General features: G+C 71.6%; 20 protein-coding genes and 3 pseudogenes. 12 read left to right on the top strand and 11 right to left on the bottom strand.

All coding sequences use genetic code 11. The features are described from left to right. Positions 1 to 46: 46 nt before the first annotated feature. Positions 47 to 907 (top strand): diacylglycerol kinase, encoded by an 861-nt coding sequence (locus ACQEV2_RS22840; RefSeq protein ID WP_433044489.1) that lies wholly within the window; start codon positions 47 to 49, stop codon positions 905 to 907. Between the two features lies 1 nt (position 908). Here the strand turns inward: ACQEV2_RS22840 and ACQEV2_RS22835 are convergent, their stop codons facing one another. Further along, positions 909 to 1,505 (bottom strand): Uma2 family endonuclease, encoded by a 597-nt coding sequence (locus ACQEV2_RS22835; protein WP_433044486.1) that lies wholly within the window; start codon positions 1,503 to 1,505, stop codon positions 909 to 911. 102 nt (positions 1,506 to 1,607) lie between these two features. After that, a complete protein-coding gene (locus tag ACQEV2_RS22830) occupies positions 1,608 to 2,102 on the bottom strand; it encodes a GbsR/MarR family transcriptional regulator (RefSeq protein WP_433044483.1) in 495 nt (164 codons plus the stop codon). Between the two features lie 73 nt (positions 2,103 to 2,175). Here ACQEV2_RS22830 and ACQEV2_RS22825 point away from each other — a divergent pair, with 73 nt between their 5' ends. Both ACQEV2_RS22825 and ACQEV2_RS22820 read left to right on the top strand, forming a co-directional pair. Continuing rightward, positions 2,176 to 3,084, top strand: coding sequence for an ABC transporter ATP-binding protein (locus tag ACQEV2_RS22825; RefSeq protein WP_433044480.1), 909 nt, complete (start codon positions 2,176 to 2,178; stop codon positions 3,082 to 3,084). Continuing rightward, a pseudogene (locus tag ACQEV2_RS22820) lies at positions 3,081 to 4,690 on the top strand (ABC transporter permease). The gene ACQEV2_RS22825 and the pseudogene ACQEV2_RS22820 overlap by 4 nt, the downstream one beginning before the upstream one ends. 6 nt (positions 4,691 to 4,696) lie before the next feature. Here ACQEV2_RS22820 and ACQEV2_RS22815 read toward each other — a convergent pair. The 6 genes and pseudogenes from ACQEV2_RS22815 to ACQEV2_RS22790 all read right to left on the bottom strand — a co-directional run bounded on the left by ACQEV2_RS22815 (position 4,697) and on the right by ACQEV2_RS22790 (position 9,846). Beyond that, on the bottom strand, positions 4,697 to 5,224 hold the full coding sequence (locus ACQEV2_RS22815; RefSeq protein ID WP_433044477.1) for a Uma2 family endonuclease: 528 nt from the start codon (positions 5,222 to 5,224) through the stop codon (positions 4,697 to 4,699). An 88-nt stretch (positions 5,225 to 5,312) separates the two neighbouring features. Then, positions 5,313 to 6,533, bottom strand: coding sequence for a cytochrome P450 (locus tag ACQEV2_RS22810; RefSeq protein ID WP_433044470.1), 1,221 nt, complete (start codon positions 6,531 to 6,533; stop codon positions 5,313 to 5,315). A gap of 66 nt (positions 6,534 to 6,599) precedes the next feature. Then, a complete protein-coding gene (locus ACQEV2_RS22805) occupies positions 6,600 to 7,034 on the bottom strand; it encodes a VOC family protein (RefSeq protein WP_433044467.1) in 435 nt (144 codons plus the stop codon). A gap of 23 nt (positions 7,035 to 7,057) precedes the next feature. Further along, the gene (locus tag ACQEV2_RS22800) at positions 7,058 to 7,723 is read right to left on the bottom strand and encodes a response regulator (RefSeq protein ID WP_433044464.1); all 666 of its coding nucleotides are present in this window, start codon (positions 7,721 to 7,723) and stop codon (positions 7,058 to 7,060) included. Further along, positions 7,720 to 9,108, bottom strand: a complete 1,389-nt coding sequence (locus ACQEV2_RS22795) for a sensor histidine kinase (protein WP_433044461.1) — start codon at positions 9,106 to 9,108, stop codon at positions 7,720 to 7,722. The genes ACQEV2_RS22800 and ACQEV2_RS22795 overlap by 4 nt, the downstream gene beginning before the upstream one ends. A 137-nt stretch (positions 9,109 to 9,245) precedes the next feature. Next, a pseudogene (locus tag ACQEV2_RS22790) lies at positions 9,246 to 9,846 on the bottom strand (TetR/AcrR family transcriptional regulator). Between the two features lie 210 nt (positions 9,847 to 10,056). On the opposite strand from ACQEV2_RS22790, the pseudogene ACQEV2_RS22785 reads away from it, so the two are divergent. From ACQEV2_RS22785 to ACQEV2_RS22765, 5 genes and pseudogenes are all read left to right on the top strand, one after another. After that, positions 10,057 to 10,964, top strand: a pseudogene (locus tag ACQEV2_RS22785) (alpha/beta hydrolase family protein). Positions 10,965 to 11,136: 172 nt separating this feature from the next. Then, entirely contained in the window at positions 11,137 to 12,240 is a 1,104-nt protein-coding gene (locus tag ACQEV2_RS22780; protein ID WP_433044458.1) for an alpha/beta hydrolase, read from the top strand. Next, entirely contained in the window at positions 12,233 to 13,549 is a 1,317-nt protein-coding gene (locus tag ACQEV2_RS22775; RefSeq protein WP_433044455.1) for an acyltransferase family protein, read from the top strand. Before ACQEV2_RS22780 ends, ACQEV2_RS22775 begins: the two co-directional genes overlap by 8 nt. Continuing rightward, positions 13,542 to 14,912 carry a sensor histidine kinase gene (locus ACQEV2_RS22770; RefSeq protein ID WP_433044452.1) on the top strand — a complete coding sequence of 457 codons (1,371 nt, stop codon included), beginning with the start codon at positions 13,542 to 13,544 and terminating at the stop codon, positions 14,910 to 14,912. The genes ACQEV2_RS22775 and ACQEV2_RS22770 overlap by 8 nt, the downstream gene beginning before the upstream one ends. Then, positions 14,909 to 15,583, top strand: coding sequence for a response regulator (locus ACQEV2_RS22765; protein WP_433044449.1), 675 nt, complete (start codon positions 14,909 to 14,911; stop codon positions 15,581 to 15,583). Before ACQEV2_RS22770 ends, ACQEV2_RS22765 begins: the two co-directional genes overlap by 4 nt. Positions 15,584 to 15,665: 82 nt before the next feature. Here the strand turns inward: ACQEV2_RS22765 and kynU are convergent, their stop codons facing one another. The 3 genes from kynU to ACQEV2_RS22750 all read right to left on the bottom strand — a co-directional run bounded on the left by kynU (position 15,666) and on the right by ACQEV2_RS22750 (position 18,302). Continuing rightward, complete coding sequence (gene kynU, locus ACQEV2_RS22760; protein ID WP_433044446.1) at positions 15,666 to 16,871, bottom strand: kynureninase; 1,206 nt, start codon at positions 16,869 to 16,871, stop codon at positions 15,666 to 15,668. Beyond that, complete coding sequence (locus ACQEV2_RS22755; RefSeq protein WP_433044443.1) at positions 16,864 to 17,736, bottom strand: tryptophan 2,3-dioxygenase family protein; 873 nt, start codon at positions 17,734 to 17,736, stop codon at positions 16,864 to 16,866. The genes kynU and ACQEV2_RS22755 overlap by 8 nt, the downstream gene beginning before the upstream one ends. A gap of 152 nt (positions 17,737 to 17,888) precedes the next feature. Continuing rightward, entirely contained in the window at positions 17,889 to 18,302 is a 414-nt protein-coding gene (locus tag ACQEV2_RS22750) for a DUF3151 domain-containing protein (RefSeq protein ID WP_433044440.1), read from the bottom strand. 59 nt (positions 18,303 to 18,361) lie between these two features. On the opposite strand from ACQEV2_RS22750, the gene ACQEV2_RS22745 reads away from it, so the two are divergent. From ACQEV2_RS22745 to ACQEV2_RS22730, 4 genes are all read left to right on the top strand, one after another. Beyond that, complete coding sequence (locus ACQEV2_RS22745) at positions 18,362 to 19,150, top strand: aldose 1-epimerase (protein WP_433044437.1); 789 nt, start codon at positions 18,362 to 18,364, stop codon at positions 19,148 to 19,150. Between the two features lie 10 nt (positions 19,151 to 19,160). Continuing rightward, complete coding sequence (gene pyrE, locus ACQEV2_RS22740; RefSeq protein WP_003999325.1) at positions 19,161 to 19,709, top strand: orotate phosphoribosyltransferase; 549 nt, start codon at positions 19,161 to 19,163, stop codon at positions 19,707 to 19,709. A 175-nt stretch (positions 19,710 to 19,884) separates the two neighbouring features. After that, on the top strand, positions 19,885 to 20,916 hold the full coding sequence (gene fbaA, locus ACQEV2_RS22735; protein WP_433044434.1) for a class II fructose-bisphosphate aldolase: 1,032 nt from the start codon (positions 19,885 to 19,887) through the stop codon (positions 20,914 to 20,916). 69 nt (positions 20,917 to 20,985) lie between these two features. Further along, the gene (locus ACQEV2_RS22730) at positions 20,986 to 22,452 is read left to right on the top strand and encodes an MFS transporter (protein WP_433044431.1); all 1,467 of its coding nucleotides are present in this window, start codon (positions 20,986 to 20,988) and stop codon (positions 22,450 to 22,452) included. Positions 22,453 to 22,547: the final 95 nt, after the last annotated feature.

The following is a 22,547-nucleotide window of genomic DNA, read 5'->3' as shown; positions in this document are numbered from 1 at the left end:
AGCGCAAGGGGCTCTTGCACAAAGATGCTACCCGAGGAAGCGAGGCATGGCCGAGGTGGCGACTTTCGCGATGTCCGATCAGCTGCTCGTGGTGATCGATCCGATCGCTCGCAGGACGGACGGGGAGTCCGTACGCATCGCGAAAGACGTGCTCAGCGCGGGTGCGGCGACGAAGGTGTGCCTCCCGGAGGGGCCGGACGAATTCGCCCGCGCGCTGGCCCGGCGCGGGTCGCGGCGGCCGGTGGTCATCGGCGACGACCGGGCGCTGATGCGGACGGTGTCGCTTTTGCACCGCCAGCGGGAGCTGGCCGAATGTGTGCTGTCGGTCGTGCCGGTCGGGAGCGCGCTGTCGCTGGCCGAATCCCTCGGGGTGCCGACGGGAGCGGTGGCGGCGGCCCGGGCCGTGCTGGAGGGGGTGGAGCGGCGGCTGGACCTTCTCGTGGACGACAGCGACGGGGTGGTGCTGGGCGAGCTGCGGATCCCGCCGGTCCGGGAGACTGCCGCGCCGAACGGTGCCACCGCGCTGGGGCCGGGCGCCGGGCGGCCGTGGCTGCGGACCTGCCAGTCGCTCGTACGCACCCTGGTGCCGGCGCGGGCCCCCTCCGCCGCCGGATCCGGGCCCTCGCGGCTGCGGGTCGAGGTCGACGGGGCGACGCTGGTCGATCTGGACCAGCCGGTGGCGGGGGTGTCGGTGACGCCGGGCGCCGCCGGTGTGGCCGCGGTGGAGGTACGGCGGGCCTCGGTGGGCGCGGAGGCGTCGCCGCTGCGGGCCGAGGGGCGGACGGTGACCGTGTCAGGGGCGCATTTCCGGTACCGGGCGGATGCGGAGGTGTCGGGGCCGGTGCGGACGCGGACGTGGACGGTGCGGGAGGGGGCTTGGGGGTTGACGGTGCCGGCAGCGGGGTGAGTCAGGACCGAGTGTTCTTCTTGGGTCGGTGGAACTCGCTGGTGTCGAGGATGCAGCCGAAGGGATCGGGGATGGGGAGCTTTTCGCCGAACGGCTTCTTGATACGGATCTGGTACTCCTTGGCCGACGGGGACCCGTAGACGGTGGCTTCTTGCTGTTGCATGTCAAGGATCAGGTACACGGGAACACCCGCCCCGGCGTAGACCTCCACCTTGCCGGTCAGGTCGTCGTTCCGAGTGGAGGGAGAAGTCAGCTCCGCGACGAAGGACAGGGCTTCGCCGTCCAAGCGGTTGCTCTCCGTTTCAAAGACCTGCTCATGCGCCGCATGGATGTCCGGCCCGTACGCACACGCGTCCCCTGGGAACACGTAGAGGAACGGACCGCAGCTGATGCGGTGGCCTTCAGGAAGACGGGGTTTCAGCTGTTCACACACCTGCTCCATCACGCGGTGGTAGAAGCCCTTCGACCACGGCGACAAGACGAAGCCCCCTCTGACGATCTCGGCCCTGTAGCCAGGCACGTCCAACTCGTCGAGGATGTCCAGCATGTCCTCGAAGCTGTAGGGCTCGATGCCGCTTATCGTCGGTCGCTCAGTCATCAACGTCATGATGCGCCCCTCCCCTTGATACGGGCCAGCCGCAACTCAGAGTAGCGGCTCGCATACAGCTCCCTGGCCGATCTACGCAGACAGCGCGGGGCATCACATACCGAACATCTTCTCCCGGTGCGCCCGCCACCGCTCCATCATCTCCGCGACCTCCCCCTCGATGAACTCGAAGAAGGCCAGCGTCTCCGCCATGCGGCGCCCCGCCGGGGTGTCGGGGCCGAGGCTGGTGACGCCTTCGCGCAGCGCCCCCTCCCACCGCTTGATGACGGCCTCACGGTTGGTCAGGGCCTCGTACCACTGGTCGCCGTGCACCCGGTAGCGCTCCCGGCGCGAGCCGGGCTCCCGCTCGCGGGACACCATGTGCGTCTGGGCGAGGTAGCGCACCGCCCCGGACACCGCCGCGGGGCTGATCTGCAGCTGTTCGCTGAGCTCGGCGGAGGTCAGCACACCCTTGTCGGAGGAGAGCAGCGCGGCGAACACCCGGGCGGCCATGCGCTGCATCCCGGCCTCGACGAGCTGCGCCGCGAAGGACTCGACGAACTTCGACACGGCCTCGGCGTCCCGCCCACCACCAGCTGCTTGCGTCATGGGCCCATCCTATCCGTGCTTCATACGCTTCCTTAACTTCACAAATTTCTGAAAGAAGCGTACGTTCTGAAGCATGACGAAGGCAATCACCGTCTCCGGACTGCACAAGTCGTTCGGCACGACGCACGCGCTCGACGGCCTCGACCTGGACGTCGCGACCGGCGAGGTCCACGGCTTCCTCGGCCCCAACGGCGCAGGAAAGTCCACCACCATCCGCGTCCTGCTCGGCCTGCTGCGCGCCGACTCGGGCGGCGCGCAGGTGCTCGGCCGCGACCCGTGGGCGGACGCCGTGGAGGTGCACCGCCGTATCGCCTACGTCCCCGGCGACGTCACCCTGTGGCGCAACCTCTCCGGCGGCGAGGTCATCGACCTGTACGGCCGGCTGCGTGGGGGCCTGGACCCGGCCCGCCGCGCCGAGCTGATCGAACGCTTCGAGCTGGACCCGACGAAGAAGGGCCGCACGTACTCCAAGGGCAACCGGCAGAAGGTCGCCCTGGTCGCCGCCTTCGCGTCGGACGTCGACCTGCTGATCCTGGACGAGCCGACCTCGGGCCTCGACCCGCTGATGGAGGAGGTCTTCCAGCGCTGTGTGGCGGAGGAGCGGGAGCGGGGCCGCACGATTCTGCTGTCCTCGCACATCCTCAGCGAGGTCGAGGAGCTCTGCGACCGGGTCAGCATCATCCGCAAGGGCCGTACGGTCGAGACCGGTTCGCTCGCCGACCTGCGCCATCTGACGCGGACCAGCGTCACGGCCGAACTGGCCGGTCCGCCCAACGGCTTGTCGCTTCTGCCGGGCGTCCACGACCTCGACGTACAGGGCCGCCGCGTCCGCCTCCAGGTGGACACGGACAAACTCGACGCCGTCCTGCGGTCGTTGACCGACTCCGGCGTACGGTCGCTGACGTCGACGCCGCCGACGCTGGAGGAGCTGTTCCTGCGGCACTACCAGGACGACGTGCGGGAAAGGGTGGCCGCACGATGACCACCACGACCACCGACTTCGCCGTACGGTCCGCGGGCACCCGCCAACTGGCCGGCACCGGAACCCTGTTGCGTTTCGCGCTGCGCCGCGACCGGCTGATGATCCCGGTCTGGGTGGGCGTGAACGCCCTCATGATCCTCTCCATGCCGAACACGCTGGAGAACCTGTACGCCACCCCGGCCGAGCGGGCCGACCTGGTACAGAACACGGCGGCCAACGCCTCCTTCCGCGCGCTGATCGGGCCGGTCTTCGACGACTCGATCGGCGCCCTGACGGCCTGGCGCGTCGGCGTGTACGCGGGCGCGCTCGCGGCCGTGCTGAGCCTGCTTCTCGTCGTACGGCACACCCGGGACGAGGAGGAGAGCGGCCGCCAGGAGCTGGTGGCGTCCGGGATGGTGGGGCGCAGGGCCTCCCTGACGGCCGCGCTGCTGACGGCGGCCGTCGCGAACGCCGTACTGGCTCTGCTGGTGGCGGCCGGGCTGTCCGGCCAGGGTGTCTCCGGGGCGCTGGCCTTCGGGCTCGGGCTCGCCGGGGTCGGCATGGTGTTCGCCACGCTGGCGGCGATCGTCGCCCAGTTCACGGAGAGCGCGCGGCTGGCGCGGGGGCTGACGGCCGGGCTGCTGGTGGCTGCTTTCGTGCTGCGGGCGGCGGGCGACTCGGCGTCCGACGACGGTTCGTCGGTGCTGACGTGGGTGTCGCCGCTGGGCTGGCTGGAGAACCTGCGGGCCTTCGCGGACGAGCGGTGGTGGGTGCTGTTGTTGTTCCTGGCGGCGGCTTTGGTGCAGGGCGTCGTCGCGTACGAGCTCGCTGGGCGGCGGGACGTCGGCATGAGCTTCCTGCCGGCCCGGCCCGGGCCCGCCGACGGCCGCCTCGGTACGGCGGGGGCGCTGGCCTGGCGGTTGCAGCGGGGTGGAGTGCTCGGCTGGAGCATCGGTTTCTTTCTCGCCGGGGTCGTCTACGGCGGGCTGACCGACGGGGTGGCCGACCTGGTCGGCGAGAACGACAACGCCCGGGAGGTCTTCCAGCGGATGGGCGGGCAGTCCGGCATCACGGACGCGTTCCTGGCGTCGATGGTCGGGATGCTGGGCCTGATCGCCGCGTTGTATGTCGTGGCCTCGGTGCTGCGGCTGCACGGCGAGGAGACCTCGATGCGGGCCGAACCGATCCTGGCCAACGCGGTCGGACGACTGCGCTGGGCCGCGGGCCACCTGGTGATCGCCTTCGCCGGATCCGCCCTGATCATGCTGCTCGCGGGGCTGGGCTTCGCGGCCGGTTACGGCAAGCAGGTGGGCCCGATCCTGGGCGCCTGCCTGGTGCAGCTCCCGGCGGTGTGGGTCGTCGGCGGGCTGGCGGTGCTGCTGTACGGGGTGCTGCCGCGGGCGGCGCTGGCGGCGTGGGGTGTTGCCGGGGCGGTGCTGCTGATCGGGTGGGTGGGGCCGGCGCTCGATGTTCCGCAGACGGTGCTGGACCTGTCGCCGTTCGGGCATCTGCCGAAGCTGCCGGGTGGGGGGATGGAGTGGGGGCGGTGCTGGTCCTCACCGGGCTCGCGGTGGTGCTGGTGGCCGGGGGGCTGGCGGGGCTGCGGCGGCGGGACATGACCACGTGAGCGGGATCAGTCGACGTACTGCTTGAGCTCCTCGGTGTCGAGCTCGATGCCGACGGGGTCGGGGAGGGTCACCTTGCCGCCGAGCCCGACCACGTGGATGTCCCGGTAACCGTCCTCCGGATCCGGATCGCTGTGCACGAGAATGGACAGGTTGTCCCGGTCAATCAGCAGATAGACCGGGATACCCGCCTCGGCGTACGCCCGAGGCTTCTCGACCCGGTCGCGCTTGTGAGTGTCCGAGTCGTACGACGTGATTTCGACCGCCATCGGCACGCCGCGGGGGTCGGCCCAGTCCCCCTGGCCCACGAAGTGATCGACAGGGGCGAGCATCCCGTCGGGCCGGGCACGCATGCACTGACGGATCAGCCACATGGTGATCGTGTTGTGGTTGCCGTTCGTCGCTTTCTTGAGCCCGATCCGTCCGTCGATGAACTCGAACCTGACGGTCTCGTCCTCCCTCTCGGCGAACTCGGCGATCCGCTCGAACATGTCCACCGCCAACTGAGACGACGCACGCTCTGCCATAACCGTCATGGTGCCTCCCTTCGCAGGCAGGCACCAGCTTGTCGAGCCACCGACGACCATCGATCGGGATTCGCTCGGCGATCATCCGGACAGGTGGTCACCCCACCTCGACACGCAGCCCCTCCAACCCCCGGATCACAAAGTTCGGCTTCCGTTCCGGCTCCGCCGCCAGCCGCAGCGTCGGCGCCTTCTCCAGCAGCGCCGTCATCGACGCCGCCAGCTCGATACGGGCCAGCGGAGCCCCGATGCAGTAGTGGATGCCGGCGCTGAAGGAGATGTGCGGGTTCTCCTTGCGGGTGAGGTCCAGGCGGTCGGGGTCCGCGAAGACCTCGGGGTCGTGGTTGGCGGAGCCGAACAGCATGGCGATCTCCGCGCCCCTCGGGATCGTCGTGCCGTCGATCTCGATCTCGTCCAGCACCCAGCGCTCGAAGAGCTGCAGCGGCGTGTCGTAGCGCATCAGCTCCTCGATCGCCGACGGGACCAGGGAGTGGTCCGCGCGCAGAGCCGCGAGCTGGTCGGGGTTGCGGAACAGCGCCCACCAGCCGTTGACCGTGGCGTTCACCGTGGCCTCGTGGCCGGCGTTCAGCAGGAGAACGGCCGTCGAGATCATCTCCTGCTCGGTGAGCCGGTCACCCTCGTCGTACGCCGCGATCAGGCCGGACATCAGGTCGTCCCCCGGCTCCTTGCGCCGGGCCGCGATCAGCTCCGTGAGGTAGTCCGAGAACTCCACCGACGCGCGCACCGCCTTCGCCGCCGTCTCCTCCGACGGATTCAGCTCGTACATCCCGCAGATGTCCGCCGACCACGGCCGCAGCTGTGGCCGGTCCGCCTCCGGGATGCCCAGCATCTCGGCGATCACCGCGACGGGCAGCGGCTCGGCGACGTCCGTCAGCAGGTCGCCGCCGCCCTTCTCGACCAGCGCCGCCACCAGGTCCCCGGCCAGCCCCCGCACATACGGCTTCAGCTGCTCCACCGTGCGCGGCGTGAACGCCTTCGACACCAGCCGCCTGATCCTGGTGTGGTCCGGCGGCTCCAGGTCGAGCATCCCGTGGTCGTTGAGGACGTGGAACGGCTCGTGCTCCGCCGGCGGCGCCGTCCGCCCGAACTCCTCGTGCGTGAACCGGTGCTGGTACGTCCGGCCGAGCCTGCGGTCGCGCAGCAGCGCCGAGACGTCCGCGTGGTGCGGCACCAGCCACTGGTTCGTCGGCTCGAACCAGTGCACCCGGCCCCGGGCACGCAGGTCGGCGTAGGCGGGGTACGGGTCGGCCAGGAACGCCCGGTCCCAGGGGTCGAAAGCGAGGTCGGAAGGAGCTGCCATGCACGGACGTTAGACCGCGGTCCCCCTCTCTGACCAGGGGGCCAGGCCGTCTCTCCGACCAGCGGGTCAGGCCGTGCCGAAGTCGGGAAGCGTGACCGTGCCGTCCTCGGCGAGCGGGAAGCCGGGGTTGTGGGCGACCTCCCAGGCGTGGCCGTCGGGATCGACGAAGGCGCTGGAGTAGAAGCCGATGGCGTTGACGGCGGCCGGCTTGGTGACGGTGCCGCCGGCCCCTTCCACGGCCGCGAGAAGCGCGTCGACCTCGGCATCGGAGCGGACGTTGTGCGCGAGGACGATCCCGCCGAAACCGCCCGCCTGCCCGGGCTCCAGACCGCAGTCCCGCGCCAGCTTGTCCCGGCCCCACAGCACCAGCCCCAGGCCGCCCGCCTGGAAGAAGACGGTCTCCTCGACCTCCTGCCCCCGCCAGCCCAGCGCTTCGTAGAACGCCTTGGACCGGGCGAGATCGCAGACTCCCAGCGTGATCAATGTGATGCGCTGTTCCATCTCCTCACCGTAGCCGCGGGGCCTCAGCCCGGCGTGACCAACCGGGCCTCGTACGCGAACACCGCCGCCTGCGTCCGGTCCCGCAGCCCCAGCTTCACCAGGATCCGGCTGACGTGTGTCTTGATCGTCGACTCGGCCACCACCAGCCGCTCGGCGATCTCCGAGTTCGACAGGCCCTGCGCGATCAGCACCAGTACCTCCGTCTCCCGCTCGGTCAGGTCCCCGTACGCCGCGTGCGCGGAGGACATCATGCGCGGGGCGTCGGACAGCTTCGAGAACTCCGTGATCAGCCGCTTCGTGACCGAGGGAGCGAGCAGCGCCTCGCCGGACGCCACCACCCGTACGCCGTCGGCGAGCTGGCGCGCGGAGGCGTCCTTCAGCAGGAAGCCCGACGCTCCGGCGCGCAGCGCCTGGTACACGTACTCGTCGAGGTCGAAGGTGGTCAGCACCAGCACCTTCGCCGAGCCGTCGGCCGCGACGATCTCCCGGGTCGCCTCGATGCCGTTCAGCTCCGGCATGCGAATGTCCATCAGCACGACGTCCGGGGAGAGTTCCCGCACCCGCTCCACCGCCTCGCGGCCGTTGACGGCCTCGCCGACGACCTCGATGTCCGGCATCGCGTTCAGCAGGACCGAGAAGCCCTCGCGCACCATCATCTGATCGTCCGCGATCAGCACGCGGATGGTCATGAGCCGTCCTCTGCCGTCGTGGTGACCGGCAGGAACACCGCCACCTCATAGCCGCCGTCCTCCGTCCGGCCCGCCGTCATCTCGCCGTTCAGCATGGAGACACGCTCCCGCATGCCGGTGATGCCGTGGCCGGCGCCCATCGAAGGGGGCGGGCGCAGCCCTCCATCAGGGGTGGTGGTCGGGTGGCGGGGGGGATTCACCAGGGCCGGCGCGGGCGGCGGGCCGTTGACTATGCGCAGGCCCAGGCCGCCGAGGACGTACCCGATCTCGACGCGGGCGCTCGCGCCGGGCGCGTGCCGCAGGCTGTTGCTCAGCGCCTCCTGCACGATCCGGTACGCGGACAGCTCCACCCCGGGCGGAAGTTCGCGCACCGCCCCGGTCACCGCCTTCTCGACGCTCAGCCCCGCGTCCCGCACGTTCGCCAGCAGCGCGTCCAGGTCGGCGAGGGTGGGCTGCGGGGCGTCCGGGGCCTGATAGTCCTCGGCGCGGACGACGCCCAGGACGCGGCGCAGTTCGGTGAGGGCCGCCACCGCGTTCTCCCGGATGGTGGCGAAGGCCTTCTCCAGCTCCGGCGGCGGGTTCTCCACCCGGTAGGGGGCGGCCTCCGCCTGGATGGCGACCACGGACATGTGGTGGGCGACCACGTCGTGCAGCTCGCGGGCGATCGTCGTGCGCTCCTCCAGCAGGGTGCGCCGGGAGCGCTCGTGCGCGGTCACGGTCTGCTGGGCGGTGACCTCCTGCCGGGCCTGTCTGCGGGTGTGCCAGACGGCGACGACGAGCAGGATCAGGGCAGAGAAGACCAGCATGGGGGCGGTGTCGTCGCCGTAGTAGTAGCTCGGGCCGAGGATCACGTCCGCCACGAAGCCGTACGCCGCGGTGAGGGCCCACATGTACGCGGCCGTGCGGGGCCTGGTGCGTATGGCCACGACCGTCAGCACCGTCAGATGGCAGGCGAAGCTGGCGGGCAGCCAGGGATAGCCGTCCCCGGAGCTGCCGAAGACCTGACTGACCGGGGTGGCCGCCATGGACAGCCAGAACGCTCCGACCGGCCTGAGCATGGTCAGCAGGATCGGGAGCACGGCGAGCGGACAGAGCAGCGCGGCCGCCGCATCGCTGTCGACGCCGGCCATGAGCAGCGTGAACAGGGCGGCCACGGTGATCACGGCGTGCGGTGTCCAGGCCGCGTACTCCCGCATGCGGCCCGGCAGCCGCCGGGTCAGCGGACCGTCGACACTCATCCGCCCGAGCGGACGGTAGGCGAAGGCGTCGTGGAGCAGGTCCTGCCGCAGCCCGTGCAGGGCGTCCGCGGCCAGCCGGAACTCCGGGCTGCGCGGCTTGGCCCCGCCCCCCGGTGGCGGTGTCTGCGTGTGGGTCGTCTCGGTCACGTACAGAACGGTAGGGGGAGGGCGGGGTCGCGGTCGTCACCAGTGAGAGGGGTACTTGCGGGTCCCTCTCAAGTACTACGGTCCGGCTGGTCCGCCGGGGCGGGCACCAGGGCCGGGACCGGCACCGCAATGACCGCTCATCCGCCGTCGGCGTACGCCCCTGCCACAGCGGCCGCATGCGCGGCCCGCTCCGCGGCGGGGGCGTCGGGAATCACCCCGGTCGTCAGCAACTGGTGGTAAAGGGGGCGCCGACACCGCCCGTACGACCGCCTCCGCGTCCGTCCCGGCCGGCAGCTCCCCCCTGGCCATGCCCTGTTCCACGCACGGCGCCCACTCCGCCACCCGTGCCCCGTAGAACCGGCGGAGCGCCCGCGCCGTCCGTTCGTCGCAGGTCGCCGCGGCGATGACGGCGCGGAACAGCGCGCCCTGCCGGGGATCCGCCAACGTCCGCTGGACGAGTGCCGCATTGGCCCGCAGGTCCCCCAGCACGGACCCGGTCTCCTCGCGCGGCAGCGACCGCTCGGCCATGTCGCCGAGCAGATCGGCCACCAGCCCCGTCACCGACCCCCACCGCCGGTACACGGTCGTCTTGCCGACCTCCGCGCGCCGGGCGACGTCCGCGAGGTCGAGCCCGTCGAAGCCCCGCTCCGCCAGCACATCCCCGGCCGCCCGCAGCACGGCCGCGCGGACACGCGCGGTACGCCCTCCGGGACGTACGGTGCCGGGTTCGGCGGACATATCGGCCTCCATGATGCACGGACAGTGCGCATACGCGCCGCGATGCCAGCGTAACGAGACAGCAGAACCGTTTATCCCCTCACCCAGCGTGACATCCGCGTGTCCGCGCACGTCACCCGCCTGGTACCGTCCCCGCCAACGGCCGAATTCCCACCTGGTCCGCCACCCCCGCTTCCGTCCAAATCCGTTACGTCGCTGAGAGGTTGGAGCATGCCGGACGACGCCGCCGCAGCCCGGGCCGCCGCAGAGGAGGAGTCGGCGTTCTCGCACCCGCCCGTCGACCCCGACGCCATGGCCTCGTACGGTGACCACCCCGACCAGGTGATCGACTTCTATGCCCCGCGTGGTCAGGCCGGTCCGGGTGGCCCGGCCCCGCTGGTCGTGCTGCTGCACGGCGGGGCGTGGCGGGCGCCGTACGACCGGCGGCATGTCACGCCGTTCGCGGACTTTCTGGCGCGGCGGGGGTTCGCCGTGGCCAATGTGGAGTACCGGCGGGGGGCGGAGGGTGAAGCGGGCGCCGGCCGGGGGGCGGCCGGTTCGGGCGAGGGCGGCCCGGTCGCCGGACGCTGGCCGGAGACCTTCGACGACGTGGCCGCCGCGGTGGACGCCCTTCCCGCGCTCCTACGGGAGGCGCTCCCGCAGGCAGACCCGCGCCGGACCGTCCTCACCGGCCACTCCGCCGGCGGCCACCTGGCCCTCTGGGCGGCCGCCCGCCATGTCCTCCCCGCGGACTCCCCCTGGCGCACCGACCGCCCCTCGCCCCTGCGGGGGTGGTCGCCCTGGCCCCGATCGCCGACTTCACGGTCGCCGACAAGCTGGACGTCTGCGGGGGCGCCGTGCGGCAACTCCTGGGCGGCGACGTGGAGTTCGCCGAGCGCCGGCCCCACGCCGACCCCGCGCTCCTGCTCCCGACCGGCATCGCGACGACCCTCGTCCAGGGCCGCACCGACGATGTCGTTCCGCACGCGGTCGCCGAGTCGTACGCGGACGCGGCGGCGAAGGCGGGGGAGGTCGTCGGGCTGACGCTGCTCGAGGACGTCGGGCACTTTCCGCTGATCGATCCGGCGGCGGATGCGTGTGCGGTGGTGGTGGAGGAGATCGCGCAGTTGGCGTGGTGAGGTGGTGCGTGCGGGGTGAGCCGTCTCCTACGGGTGGCCCCCCTTCATACCCGTAATACCTGAGAGCTACGTCGCAGGTGAGCTCCCTGGCGTGACGCGGACGACGAACACGGATCCGTAACTTCCCATCCAGACAAGCCCGATGGCCGGGCGGACTGGAAGGGACACGACCATGGGGCGTACGACGGGGGGAGCCGAGGCGAGCGCGTCGGGCGAGGCGCACGCACTGCCTACGGCGCGGGGAGCAGACTGGCCGAAGAAGAACCACCGCACCCGCAGAACCCACCGCGCCCACCGCACCCCCCGTACCCCGCCCCCGCGCACCCACCGATGGCGCCGAGCCCTCCTCGCCGCCCTCATCACCGGTGCCGTGGTCGTGCCGCTGTCCGGCGCCGCGCGCCCCGAGATCCCCGCTCCGGCTCCGGCCGCCCTCGCGACGGTGACGGCGGCGACGTTGGACGAGGTGTACGCGGCCAACCGCGCCAACGCCGGCGAAGCGTCCCGTATGGCCGCGGCCCACGGCAACCGGGAGCGGGCCGCCGCGGACCGGGCGATGGCCGACCCGAACCGGCACTTCCTCACCTACGACGGCCGTGGCCCGGGCCTCGCGACGGAGGTCTTCGGCGACCTGGCCCACGCCGACCGCATCGCGGTCCTGGTCCCCGGCTCCGACACGTCCATCGACACCTACGACCGCTTCCGCGACACCGCCCGCGCCCTGCATGAGCGCCTCACCCGGGAGGCTCCGCAGGGCACAGGCACCGCGGTCGTGGCCTGGCTCGGCTACGAAACCCCGGGCACGGTCAGCACCACGGTCACGACGACGGGCCGAGCGGAGGAGGCGGCCCCGAAGCTCCGGGAGTTCATACGGCAGCTGCGCGCCGTCACCGGCCGGGAGGCTCACGTCTCGCTCCTCTGCCACTCCTACGGCTCGGTGGTCTGCGGTCGTGCGGCCGCCCAACTGGACGTGGAGAACCTGGTGTTGGTCGGCAGCCCCGGCACCGGCGCGGACACCGCCGCGGCCCTGCACACCCCGGCCCGCGTCTGGGCGGCCCGCGGCGGTGACGACTGGGTGGCGGAGGTCCCGCACATCAAGGTCGACCTGCTCGGCACGACCGTCGGCTTCGGCACCGACCCGATGTCCCCGTCCTTCGGCGCCCACGTCTTCGCGGCGGGCGACGGCGGCCACAGCGACTACTTCAGGCCCGGCTCGACGTCCCTGGCGAACCTGACCCGCATCGTCCTGGGCGATACCTCGGAGGTGACCCATGACTGAGCCAACGCATGCGCCCGGGCCTGAGCCGACGTACGAGTCGAGGCCTGATCCGACGTATGAGTCGAGGCCGGAGCCGACGCACGAGTCGCGGCCTGAGCCACCGCATGAGTCGAGGTGGAAGCGCATACGCCAGGGCGCCGCCCGCGTCGATGCCGCCACCCCCGCCGACCGGGACCGGGCGGTCGACGCCCTGCGGGCCTTCGCCATCCTCGGCGTCGTCCTGGGCCACTGGCTCGTCACGGCGTTGGTGGCGGACAGCGGCGGTACGGACCTGCGCACCGCGAGCCCGCTCCACTTCATGCCCTGGCTGGCCCCGATCTCCTGGGTGTTCCAGACCCTCGCCGTGTTCTTCCTGGTCGGCGGCCATGTGGCGACCCGCGGCTACGCCTCGGCCCGGGCACGCGGCACGACGTACGGGCAGTGGCTGACGTCCCGTCTGTCCCGCCTGTTCAAACCGGTGGCGGCCGTCCTCACCCTGTGGACGGTGGCCTCAGTGCTGCTGCTCGTCTCGGGCACGAGCACGGACACCGTCCACACGCTGCTCAAACTGGCCCTGTCCCCCCTGTGGTTCCTCCTGGTCTTCGCCGCACTGACGGCGGCGACGCCCCTCCTCCGGCGACTCAACCCCCTGTGGCCGCTGGCCGTCGTCCTCCATGTGGACCTCCTCCGCTTCGGCCTGGGCGCCCCCGCCTGGCTCGGCTGGGTGAACGTGGCGGCCGGCTGGCTCGTGCCGTACACCCTGGGCGCGGCCTGGACCCGGGGCGAGCTGGAGCGCCGGCGGGCGGGCTGGATCCTGCTGGCGGGCGGGGCGGTGGTGACGGCCGCGCTGGTCGCCTGGGCGGGCTACCCGGCCGCCATGGTCGGCGTCCCCGGCGCCGGGATCTCGAATCTGAACCCGCCGACGCTGGCCGCCGTCACGTTCGGCCTGGCCCAGTGCGGCCTGGCGCTGCTCCTTCGCGAGCCACTGCGCCGCGCGATGCGCCGCCCCATGGCCTGGGCCGCGGTGGCCCTGCTCAACCTCTCCGCCATGACGGTCTTCCTGTGGCACCAGACGGCGTTGATGGCAACCACGGCCATGGGCCTGCTCGTCGGCCGCCTCCCGGGCCTGCACAGCCTCCCCGACGACCTCCTCTGGGTGGCGGCCCGCCTCGCCTGGCTCCCGGTGTTCACAGCGGCGCTGGCGCTGTGCTGGACGACGTTCCGCACCTACGAACAGGGTCCGCGGCGCCCGACCGGTCGCCCGTCCCGTGTGGTCCGGTCACGGCCGGCCGCGCGCAGCACCGAAGCGGAGGTGCACCGCCATGCCTAGGGTTGGCCCTGTGACGGAGACGGGGATCCAGCACGCGTTCGGGAGCCGAGTCCGGCGCTGGCTGCAGGTACTGCGCGACGATCTGTGGACCGCCCAATCGGATCCGTTGCCGCCCTCCACGTGGCTGCGCTGGCTGCCGCACGGGGTGCTGTGCATCGTCGCGTTCGGCGTCACCTTGGGCGCCGTGGCACAGCTGACGGACAACGGCGGGGTGGGCGGCCAGGTCGCCTTCCTGATCGGGCTCGGGCAGGGCGGTGCGGTGGTCCTCGCGCTGTGGCGGCCCGTGCCCGGGTGGTGGCTGTCGATGGCGGCCATGGTGGCGGGTGCCGTCGAGGTGCGCCGTCACCTGCTGGCCGGCAGCGCGCACGACTTCACCTGGCCCTGGTCAGCGGCCGGGATCATCGGGCAGATGGCTGTGCTGCTCCTGCTCGCCCTACGGGTGCGCACCCGAGTGTCCCTCGAAGCGCTGGCCCTGACCGCGCTCGTCACCTATGTCATCCAGGGGCTGTGGGGGGCGGGCGGCTACCAGCCCACCGGGGTGCTCGCGATCATCCTGTCCGCGGTCGTCGTGCTCCTCGGCATCGCCCTGCGCGGCCGTCGCGAGGCGCGCGCGGAGCTGAGGCAGCAGGCCACGCTGACGGCCGAGGAGCGGGCCCGGCGCACCCTGCTGGAGGAGCGCAGCCGTATCGCACGCGAGCTGCATGACGTGGTCGCCCACCACATGTCGGTGATCTCCATCCAGGCACAGGTGGCACCGCACCTGGTGGAGAATCCCTCGGAGGAGCTGAAGGAGAACCTGGCCGGCATCCGGCAGAACGCCCTGGACGCGCTCACCGAGCTGCGCCGGGTGCTCGGAGTCCTCCGCTCCGAGAACAACGGGACTCCCGGGGACCCCTACGGCCTCGGCGAACCCGGCGGCGGTGCCGCCCCGGACGCCCCCCAGCCCATGCTCGACCGGCTCGACACCCTCATCGAGAACACCCGTGCCGCCGGGCTGGACGTCGTCACCGACATCAGGGGCGAGGCCCACTCGTACCCGACGGGCGTGGAGCTGTCCGCGTACCGGATCATTCAGGAGGCACTCAGCAACGCCCTGCGGCACGCACCGGGTTCGGAAGTGCGCGTCGAGGTCTCGCACGACTTCCACGGCCTGCATCTGGGGGTCGTCAACTCCCGTCCACAGCACCCCGTTCCGCGCTCCCCGGGTGCGGGGCACGGCCTGCTCGGCATGCGTGAACGTGCGGCTATGCTCGGCGGCCATCTCACCGCGGCCCCGACCCAGCACGGCGGTTTCGCGGTCTCGGCCTTCCTCCCGCGGGGCGACACCCCGCCGACACCCCTGACAGGAGAACCGACCCCATGACGAGCAGCCCCATCCGGGTAGTCATCGCCGACGACCAGCAGATGGTCCGGCAGGGATTCAGCGTGCTGCTCAACACCAAGCCCGACATCGATGTGATCGGCCAGGCGGTCGACGGCCTGGACGCGGTCGCGAAGGTCGCCGAACTCGCCCCCGACGTCGTCCTGATGGACATTCGCATGCCCGAACTCGGGGGCATCGAGGCCACCCGCCGCATCACCACCGCGACACCGCACATCAAGGTGCTGGTGCTGACCACCTTCGATCTCGACGAGTACGTGTACGAGGCACTGCGCGCGGGAGCCTCGGGCTTTCTCCTCAAGGACGCCTCCGCCGACCAACTGGCCGAAGCGGTACGGGTCGTGGCGGGCGGCGACGCGCTGCTCGCGCCCGGCATCACCCGGCGGCTGATCGCCGAGTTCTCCCGCCTGGACAATCGGCCCCGCGCCCCGCTCAAGGACCGCGTCGGTGACCTCACCGAGCGTGAGACGGAGGTCCTCGCCCTGATCGCGCAGGGCCTGTCGAACGCGGAGATCGCCGAGCGCCTCGTCGTCGCCGAGCAGACCGTGAAGACCCACGTGGGCCGGATCCTGGTGAAGCTGGGCCTGCGGGACCGGACGCAGGCGGCGGTGTTCGCGTACGAGTCGGGCCTGGTGCGGCCGTCCGGGTACTGAGCCGGGCGGTGCCCATGGACACCGGGCGGTGCCCATGTCCACAGGGAACCGCCCGGCCTCACCGCCCGGCCCCACCGAGGCGCTAGCTCAGCAGCTCCCCCAGCACCCGCGCCGCCCGCTCCGCATCCGCGAACCCCACATACAGCGGCGTGAAGCCGAACCGCAGCACATCGGGATGCCGGAAGTCGCCCACGACCCCCCGTTCGATGAGCCGCTTCATGACCTCCCCGGCGTCGTCACAGCGCAGCGCCACCTGACTTCCCCGCTCGTCATGAGCGACCGGAGTCAGGGACTCCACGCGCCCCTCCCCCACATACGCCCCGACGCACTCCAGGAAGAAGTCCGTCAACGCGAGGGACTTGGTCCGCACCGCCTCGATCGACACGCCCTCCCAGACCTCCAGCGCCGCCTCCAGGGCGAGCATGGAGAGGATGTCCGGCGTACCGACGCGACCGCGCAGCGCGCCCGCCGCCGGTTCGAAGGAAGCCCGCATGCCGAAGGGGTCGGCGTGCGAGTTCCAGCCGGGCAGCGGGGAGTCGAATCGGTCCTGCAGCTCGCGGCGTACGTACAGGTACGCAGGTGAACCCGGGCCGCCGTTCAAGTACTTGTAGGTGCAGCCGACCGCCAGGTCGACCCCGTGCTCGTCCAGCCCCACCGGCAGCGCGCCCGCGCTGTGGCAGAGGTCCCAGACGGCCACCGCGCCCGCCGCGTGCACGGCGGCGGTGAGGGACGGCAGGTCGTGCAGCCGGCCGGTGCGGTAGTCGACGTGGTTCAACAACACCGCGGCCGTACGGTCGCTCAGCGCACCCGGCACCTCCGCGGGCGTCACGGGCCGCAGCGTACGGCCCGTCATCCGTGCCGCGGACTCGGCGATGTACCCGTCCGTCGGGAAGGTCGTGGCGTCGACCAGGATCTCGTCCCGGGCCGAACCGGAGCCGGAACCGCCGGCCTCCGCCATCCGCACCGCCGCCACAAGTGCCTTGAAGACATTGACACTTGTCGAGTCGCCGACCACGATCTGGCCCTCGGCCGCGCCCACCAGCGGAGCGATCCGGTCGCCGATCCGCTCCGGCGCCGTCCACCAGCCGCTCTCGCCCCAGGACCGGATGCGCAGCTCACCCCACTGCCGCCGCACGACGTCCTCGACCCGCCCCGGCACGTTCGCCGGCAGGGCGCCCAGCGAGTTGCCGTCGAGGTAGACGACCTCGTCGAGCACGAACCGCTCACGCAGCTTGCCCAGTTCGTCGGCCGCGTCCAACTCACTTGCCCTGCTTGCCGGTTCAGACATGGGACCGCGCCGTCCACAGCTCCGGGAAGACGGACTTCTGCGCCCGCTTCTCCAGCCAGGCCACCCCGGCCGAACCGCCCGTACCGGCCTTCGCGCCCATGGCACGGCGAGTGGCGACCAAGTGGTCATTGCGCCAGCGCCACACCAGTTCCGCGACATCGGTCAACGCCTCGCCCAGGCGGGCGAGTTGGGAGTTCTGGTCGCCGGAGTAGATCGCGGTCCAGGCGGCCTCGACCGCCTCCGAGGGCTCGTACCGCTGCGAGACGTCCCGCTTCAGCACGGCCTCGGGGATCGCGCAGCCGCGCCGGGCGAGGAACCGCAGCACCTCGTCGTACAGGCTCGGCTCGTGCAGCGCCTTCTCCAGCTCCGCGTGGACGCGCGGGGCGCCGCGGTGCGGGACGAGCATCGACGCGGACTTCTCGGCGAGCAGGAACTCCATCCGGCGGTACATCGCCGACTGGAAGCCGGAGCCCTCGCCGAGAGCGCTGCGGTACGCGTTGAACTGGGCCGGCGTGAGCTGGCCGAGCGGCTTCCAGGAGGCGTTCAGGGCCTCCAGCTCCCGTACGGAACGCTTCAGGGCGTCGATCGCCACGCCGACGCGGTCCTCCCGCAGGGCGTGCGCCGCGGTCTCCCACTCATGGACGATGACCGTGAACCACAGCTCCATCACCTGGGTCGTGACCAGGAAGACCATCTCTCCGGGGTCGTCGGAGAGGGTGTGCTGGAGGTGGGTGAGCACGTCCGCCTTGACGTAGTCCTCGTACGGCGTCGTGCCGGCGAAATCGAGATTCGGGGTCTCGGGCTCGTGAGCCTCCGCGGACGTCGGCACGGACGTCGCCCCGGATTCGTGAGCCTGCTGGGACATCGCTGTCTCCTGTGTAACTCCGGGTAGCGGTCCGCCCTGCCGTTATCGGCAAAGGGGCCCCGGTCCCCACCCGGCATACTCCGGGATCTCCCCCGGACCTCGCAAGGCCCGCCCTGGTCACACCGACCGGGCGGGCCACGACGACGGTCCGGCTAGCCCAGCGTCTGCGCCGCCGTCGGCGAGGAGTCCTTCAGGAACTGGCTGCAGCGCTCGTACTCCTCCTGCTCGCCGATCGCTCCCGCGGCGCGGGCGAGGGCGTGCAGGGCGCGCAGGAAGCCACGGTTCGGCTCGTGCTCCCAGGGGACGGGGCCGTGGCCCTTCCAGCCGTTGCGGCGCAGGGCGTCCAGGCCGCGGTGGTAGCCCGTACGGGCATAGGCGTACGACTCCACGACGCTGCCCCGCTCGAACGCGTCGTCGGCCAGCTGGGCCCAGGCCAGCGAGGACGTCGGGTACCGCGCGGCGACGTCGGCCGGGGCGGTGCCGCCGGCGAGCAGCTCGCGCGGCTCGGGGTCGTCGGGGAGGTGGGTCGGGGGCGGGCCCCCGAGGAGGTTTTCGTGAATGGCCATGCCTTCCAGTCTGGCCCATGGGGCACCCGCCCCCTTGATCACGCCAGTAGGGTCGTCCCGTGAGTGACGAAGACATCACGCTGACCGCGGGCGACGCGGAGGCGGTCGTACTGCCGGGCAACGGCGGGCGGGTCGGAGGGCTGCGCGTCGGGGGGATGGAGTTGCTGCGGCAGGGGGAGCGGTTCGGGTGCTTCCCGATGGTCCCCTGGTGCGGGCGGATCCGGGACGGGCGGTTCCTGGACGGTGCCGTGGTGCGGCAGATGCCGCTCAACGCCCCGCCGCACGCCATCCACGGCACCGCCCGGGACGGCGCCTGGAAGGTCGCCCGGGCCACGGGTGACGAGGCGGTCATCACGTACGACCTGGTCGAGCCCTGGCCCTACCCCGGCCGTGTCACCCAGATCGTGCGCCTCACCGAGGACAGCCTCACCCTCACCATGTCCGTCGAGACGTACGAGACGTCCTTCCCGGCCCAGATCGGCTGGCACCCGTGGTTCAACCGCAACCTCGGCGGCGAGGACGTACAGCTCGACTTCGGCCCCGCCTGGCAGGAGGAGCGCGACGAGGATCATCTCCCCACCGGGAATCGGATCGATCCCACGCCCGGCCCCTGGGACGACTGCTTCGGCATGCCCGGCGGCGTCGACGTCACCCTCACCTGGCCGGGGCAGCTGGAGCTGAAGGTGGCCAGCCGGGAGGAGTGGGTCGTGGTCTACGACGAGCAGGACGCCGCCGTGTGTGTGGAGCCGCAGACCGGGCCGCCCAACGGCCTGAACAGCATGCCCCGCCTGGTCACGCCCCTGGAGCCGCTCGAGGCCGCCACCGTCTGGAGCTGGCGGCGCCTCTAAGCTGGGCGGCATGACTGACGTACGCGGCGAGCTGCTGCAGCAGATCAAGGACAAGGCCGTGGTGCACGGCAAGGTGACCCTGTCGTCGGGTCTGGAAGCCGACTACTACGTCGATCTTCGGCGCATCACCCTCGACGGGGAGGCCGCCCCCCTGGTCGGGCAGGTCCTGCTCGACCTGACCGCGGAGCTGGAGTTCGACGCGGTGGGCGGGCTCACGATGGGCGCCGACCCCGTCGCCGCCGCGATGCTGCACGCCGCCGCGGCGCGCGGCAAGCGGCTCGACGCCTTCGTCGTACGCAAGGCGGCCAAGGCGCACGGGCTGCAGCGTCGGGTCGAGGGGCCGGACATCGCGGGGCGGCGCGTGCTCGTCGTCGAGGACACCTCCACCACCGGCGGCTCGCCGCTCGCCGCGGTCGAGGCCGTGCGTGAGGCGGGTGCCGAGGTCGTCGCCGTCGCGACCATCGTCGACCGGGCCACCGGCGCCGCCGAGAAGATCCAGGAGGGCGCGGGAGTGCCGTACCTGTTCGCGTACTCCAAGGACGAGCTCGGTCTCGACTGACCCCGGTCCCGGGGTCCATCCATCTCGGCTGGTGACAGACGCTCGGAGCATCCCGGTTCGTCTGGAAAGATGGGGCCGACGACGACGACGTCACACCCCCCATAGGTCTAGGTCAGGGCCGTAAGAAAAACGCAGTAACGCTGTACGTCAACCCGCACACTCAAGGAGCGGACAGATGCCCATCGCAACCCCCGAGGTCTACAACGAGATGCTCGACCGGGCGAAGGCAGGCAAGTTCGCCTACCCGGCCATCAACGTGACCTCCTCCCAGACCCTGCACGCGGCCCTGCGCGGTTTCGCGGAGGCGGAGAGCGACGGCATCATCCAGATCTCCACGGGTGGCGCCGAGTTCCTGGGCGGTCAGCACAGCAAGGACATGGTCACCGGCGCCGTCGCCCTGGCCGAGTTCGCGCACATCGTCGCCAAGAAGTACGACATCACCGTCGCCCTGCACACGGACCACTGCCCGAAGGACAAGCTCGACGGGTACGTACGTCCGCTGCTCGCGGTGTCGGAGGAGCGCGTCGCCCGTGGCGAGAACCCGCTGTTCCAGTCGCACATGTGGGACGGCTCGGCCGAGACCCTCGCCGACAACCTCTCCATCGCCCAGGAGCTGCTGGAGCGCGCCCGCGCCGCGAAGATCATCCTCGAGGTCGAGATCACCCCGACCGGTGGCGAGGAGGACGGCGTCTCGCACGAGATCAACGACTCCCTGTACACGACGGTCGACGACGCCATCCGTACGGCGGAGGCCCTGGGCCTGGGCGAGAAGGGCCGCTACCTGCTCGCCGCCTCCTTCGGCAACGTCCACGGCGTGTACAAGCCGGGCAACGTCGTGCTCCGTCCCGAGCTGCTGAAGGAGCTCAACGAGGGCGTCGCCGTCAAGTACGGCCAGCCGTCCGGTTCGCAGCCGTTCGACTTCGTCTTCCACGGCGGCTCCGGCTCCACCGAGCAGGAGATCGCGACCGCGCTGGACAACGGCGTCGTCAAGATGAACATCGACACCGACACGCAGTACGCCTTCACGCGTCCGGTCGCCGACCACATGTTCAAGAACTACGACGGTGTGCTCAAGGTCGACGGTGAGGTCGGGTCGAAGAAGACCTACGACCCCCGCACCTGGGGCAAGCTCGCCGAGGCGTCCATGGCCAAGCGGGTCGTCGAGGCCTGCTCGAACCTGCGCTCGGCGGGTACGAAGATCAAGTAACCGACGGCTCCACAGCCGTCTTCCGCGAGCCGGGTGCCACAGCACCCGGCTCGCTGTATACCTGGGGGCATGCCCGACGTCCGGCTGGCATCACCGCAGGGCAGGTGGATCCTGCTCACCACCGTCCTCGGCTCCAGCATGGCGATGCTGGACTCGACCGTCGTCAACGTCGCCCTCCCGCGCATCGGCCGCGATCTGGACGCCGACCTCGCCGCGCTGCAGTGGACGGTCAACGCGTACATGCTCACGCTGGCCGGGCTGATCCTGCTGGGCGGTTCGCTTGGGGACCGGTACGGGCGGCGCAGGATCTTCGTCGTGGGGGTCGTATGGTTCGCGGCGGCCTCACTCCTCTGCGGCATCGCCCCGAACGCCGGGGTGCTCATCGCCGCCCGGGCCCTGCAGGGCGTCGGCGGGGCGCTGCTCACGCCGGGCTCGCTCGCGCTGATCCAGGCGTCCTTCCATCCCGACGACCGCGGGCGGGCCGTCGGCCTGTGGTCGGGGTTCGGGGGCATCGGCGCGGCGGTCGGCCCGTTCCTGGGCGGCTGGCTGGTGGACGGCCCGGGCTGGCGCTGGGTGTTCCTGCTCAACGTCCCGCTGGCACTGTTCTGCATCCCCGTCGCCCTGCGCCATGTCCCCGAGTCGGGGGACGGCCGCAAGCACGGCCGCTTCGACGTGCTCGGCGCGGCCCTCGGAGCCCTGTCCCTCGCCCTGGTGACGTACGCGCTGATCGAGGCGGGCACTGGCTCTGTCACCGTCGTGCTCACCGCGGTCGCGGGTGTGGCCGCGGGGATCGCCTTCGTGGTCGTCGAGAAGCGCCGCCCCGACCCGATGATGCCGCTCGACATCTTCTCCTCCCGCCAGTTCACGGCGGTCAACCTCGTCACCCTGTGCGTATACGCGGCCCTCGGCGGCTTCTTCTTCCTCGCCGCGCTCCAACTCCAGGTCGTCTCGGGATACTCGGCGCTCGGCGCCGGTACGGCACTGCTCCCGACGACCGTCCTGATGCTCCTGCTCTCCGCCCGCTCCGGCGCCCTCGCCGACCGGATCGGCCCGCGCATCCCGCTCACCGTCGGGCCCCTGCTGTGCGCGGCCGGCATGCTACTGATGCTGCGCGTCGGGCCGGACCCCTCGTACGCCGCCGACGTGCTGCCCGCCGTGCTCGTCCTCGGCCTCGGCCTGGTCACCCTCGTCGCCCCGCTGACCGCCACCGTCCTCGCCTCGGTGGACGTCGCCCGGGCGGGCCTGGCCAGCGGCATCAACAACGCGGCGGCCCGCGCGGCCGGGCTCGTGGCCGTGGCCGCGCTGCCGCTGCTCACCGGGATGGGGCAGGAGGCCTACCGCTCACCGGACGCCTTCGACGACGCGTTCGGCCGGGCGATGCTCCTGTGCGCGGGCGCACTGACGGCCGGGGCGCTGCTCGCCTTCGCGACGGTACGGCGGCCCCCGCCGGACTGCACCCGCCCCGAGTGCCGCACCCATGGCGGCGTGACAGCACCACCGCTGGAGGGACGACCGGTGCGACGACGGGTGCCGTAGCCGCCGGGAAGTTCCTCGCCCCCGCCGCCCCTACCCGTCCCATCCTTGAAGCGGCTCCGCCCCTGGAGGACGGGATGGGTAGGGGCGGCGGGGGC

Source organism: Streptomyces sp. CA-251387, assembly GCF_050936625.1.
In the GTDB taxonomy this organism is placed as follows: Bacteria; Actinomycetota; Actinomycetes; order Streptomycetales; family Streptomycetaceae; genus Streptomyces.
This window is presented reverse-complemented; position numbering and strand designations above follow the sequence as displayed.